2 protein-coding genes are annotated in these 2230 nt (G+C 72.5%); one reads left to right on the top strand and one right to left on the bottom strand.

Annotated features, from left to right (window positions below; genetic code table 11):
• The first annotated feature begins 46 nt into the window (after positions 1–46).
• A complete protein-coding gene (locus tag ACIQOV_RS38275) occupies positions 47–883 on the top strand; it encodes a hypothetical protein (RefSeq protein ID WP_401055375.1) in 837 nt (278 codons plus the stop codon).
• A 62-nt stretch (positions 884–945) separates the two neighbouring features.
• Here ACIQOV_RS38275 and ACIQOV_RS38270 read toward each other — a convergent pair whose 3' ends face one another.
• Complete coding sequence (locus tag ACIQOV_RS38270; protein WP_401055373.1) at positions 946–2115, bottom strand: NADH-quinone oxidoreductase subunit D; 1170 nt, start codon at positions 2113–2115, stop codon at positions 946–948.
• Positions 2116–2230: the final 115 nt, after the last annotated feature.

Genomic DNA, 2230 nt, shown 5'->3' with positions numbered 1-2230 from the left:
GCCCGAGGCCGCCCCCGCCCCCGCCCCCGCCCCCGTCGATCTCGCGATGCCGACCCTGCGGCGCGAGATCCCACGCGACGAGGTCCCGCTCGACTTCCCCCGCGCCTGGGTCGAGTTCGCCGACCCCGCCGACGAGGAGCAGGTCTTCCGCTGCGACCTCACCTGGCTGACCTCCCGCTGGTCCTGCGTCTTCGGCCAGGGCTGCCACGGCATCCGCGAGGGCCGCGGCGAGTCGGACGGCTGCTGCACGCTCGGCGCGCACTACTCGGACGAGGACGACGAGAAGCGCGTCCTGGGGCACGCGGCCCGGCTGACCCCCGAGCTGTGGGAGAACTTCGCCGAGGGCACCGACGCCAAGGGCCGGATCACGTCCGACGGCGGCATCACCATGCTGGACGAGGACGGCGACCGCCAGACCCGCCGGGTCGGCGGCGCCTGCATCTTCGTGAACAGCCCGGACTTCGCGGGCGGGGCCGGCTGCGCGCTGCACGCGCTCGCGCTCAAGGAGGGCCGCGAGCCGCTGGAGACCAAGCCGGACGTCTGCTGGCAGCTGCCGGTCCGCCGCACCTACGACTGGATCGACCGGCCCGACGACACCCGCTACCTCCAGGTCACGATCGGCGAGTACGACCGCCGCGGCTGGGGCCCGGGCGGCCACGACCTGCACTGGTGGTGCACCGGTGCCCCGGCGGCGCACCAGGGCGCGGAGGCGGTGTACGTCAGCTACCGCCCCGAGCTCACCGAGCTGATGGGACGGAAGGGGTACGAGGTGCTGGCCCGGCTGTGCGAGGAGCGGATCGCCACCAAGGGCGACCGCAGGGTGGCCCCGCACCCGGCGGACCCGGTCAGGAAGTCGAAGAAGGACCGACCGGCGAAGGACTGACCGGCCCCACCGGTCGGCACCGGCCCACCCGGTCGGCACCGCCCCCGCCCGCCGGCACCGCCCTACTTGTCGATGTCGCCGACCACGAAGAACATCGACCCCAGGATCGCCACCATGTCCGCGACCAGCGTCCCCGGCAGCAGCTCGGTCAGCACCTGGACGTTGTTGAAGGACGCCGAGCGCAGCTTGAGCCGCCACGGCGTCTTGTCGCCGCGCGAGACCAGGTAGTAGCCGTTGATCCCGAGCGGGTTCTCGGTCCACGCGTAGGTGCTGCCCTCGGGCGCCTTGAGCACCTTGGGCAGCCGCTGGTTGACCGGGCCGGGCGGCAGCGTGGCGAGCTTGTCGAGGCAGGCGTCGGCGAGGTCCAGCGAGTTGAGGGTCTGCTCCAGCAGGCACTCGAAGCGGGCCAGGCAGTCGCCCTCCTCGCGGGTGACCACGGTGAGCACCTGTCGCAGTTCCTCGGAGCCGTACGCGAGGTACGGCTCGTCGCGGCGCAGGTCGAGGTCGAGGCCGCTGGCCCGGGCGATCGGGCCGCTGACGCCGTACGCCTCGGCCTGTGCCCGGGTGAGGATGCCGACGCCGGCGGTGCGGGCGCGGAAGATCTCGTTGCCGAGGACGAGGTCCTCGAAGACCGGCAGCTGCGAGCGCACGGTGGCGACGGCGGTGCGGACCCGGCCGAGCCAGCCGGCCGGCAGGTCCTCCTTGAGGCCGCCGACCCGGTTGAACATGTAGTGCATCCGGCCGCCGGAGGCCTCCTCCAGCACGTGCTGGAGGTCCTCGCGGCCGTTGAAGGCGTGGAAGACCGGGGTGATCCCGCCGAGCTCCAGCGGGTACGAGCCGAGGAACATCAGGTGGTTGAGCACCCGGTTGAGCTCGGCGAGCAGGGTGCGGATCCACACCGCCCGCTCGGGGACCTCCATGCCGAGCATCCGCTCGACGGCCATGACGACGCCGAGCTCGTTGGAGAAGGCGGAGAGCCAGTCGTGCCGGTTGGCCAGCATGATGATCTGCCGGTAGTCCCGGGCCTCGAACAGCTTCTCGGCGCCCCGGTGCATGTAGCCGATCACCGGCTCGGCGCTCACGATGCGCTCGCCGTCGAGCAGCATCCGAATCCGCAGCACGCCGTGGGTGGCCGGGTGCTGCGGGCCGATGTTGAGCACCATGTCGGTGGTGCCCGCCGCGCCGGTGAAGTTCTCGGCTCCCGCCCCGATGCCGACCGTGGTCTCCCTCATGCCCCCAGAGTCTGCCATCCCGGCAGGGGCGCCAGGCTCGCAGGTTCCGACATCCGGACGGCCTGTACCAGCCACCCGAACCCGCCCAGCCCGCCCGGGTCGGTCAGTTCGGCCC

This window comes from Kitasatospora sp. NPDC091257, from assembly GCF_044757675.1.
Lineage (GTDB): Bacteria > Actinomycetota > Actinomycetes > Streptomycetales > Streptomycetaceae > Kitasatospora > Kitasatospora lactacystinica.
The sequence above is the reverse complement of the archived record's forward strand: the minus strand, read 5'-3'. Positions and strand labels throughout refer to the sequence as shown.

Bases quoted from the DNA above. Each gene is read 5' to 3' on its own strand.
- ACIQOV_RS38270 (WP_401055373.1), bottom strand. From the start codon at position 2,115: ATGAGGGAGACCACGGTCGGCATCGGGGCGGGAGCCGAGAACTTCACC.
- ACIQOV_RS38275 (WP_401055375.1), top strand. From the start codon at position 47: ATGCCGACCCTGCGGCGCGAGATCCCACGCGACGAGGTCCCGCTCGAC.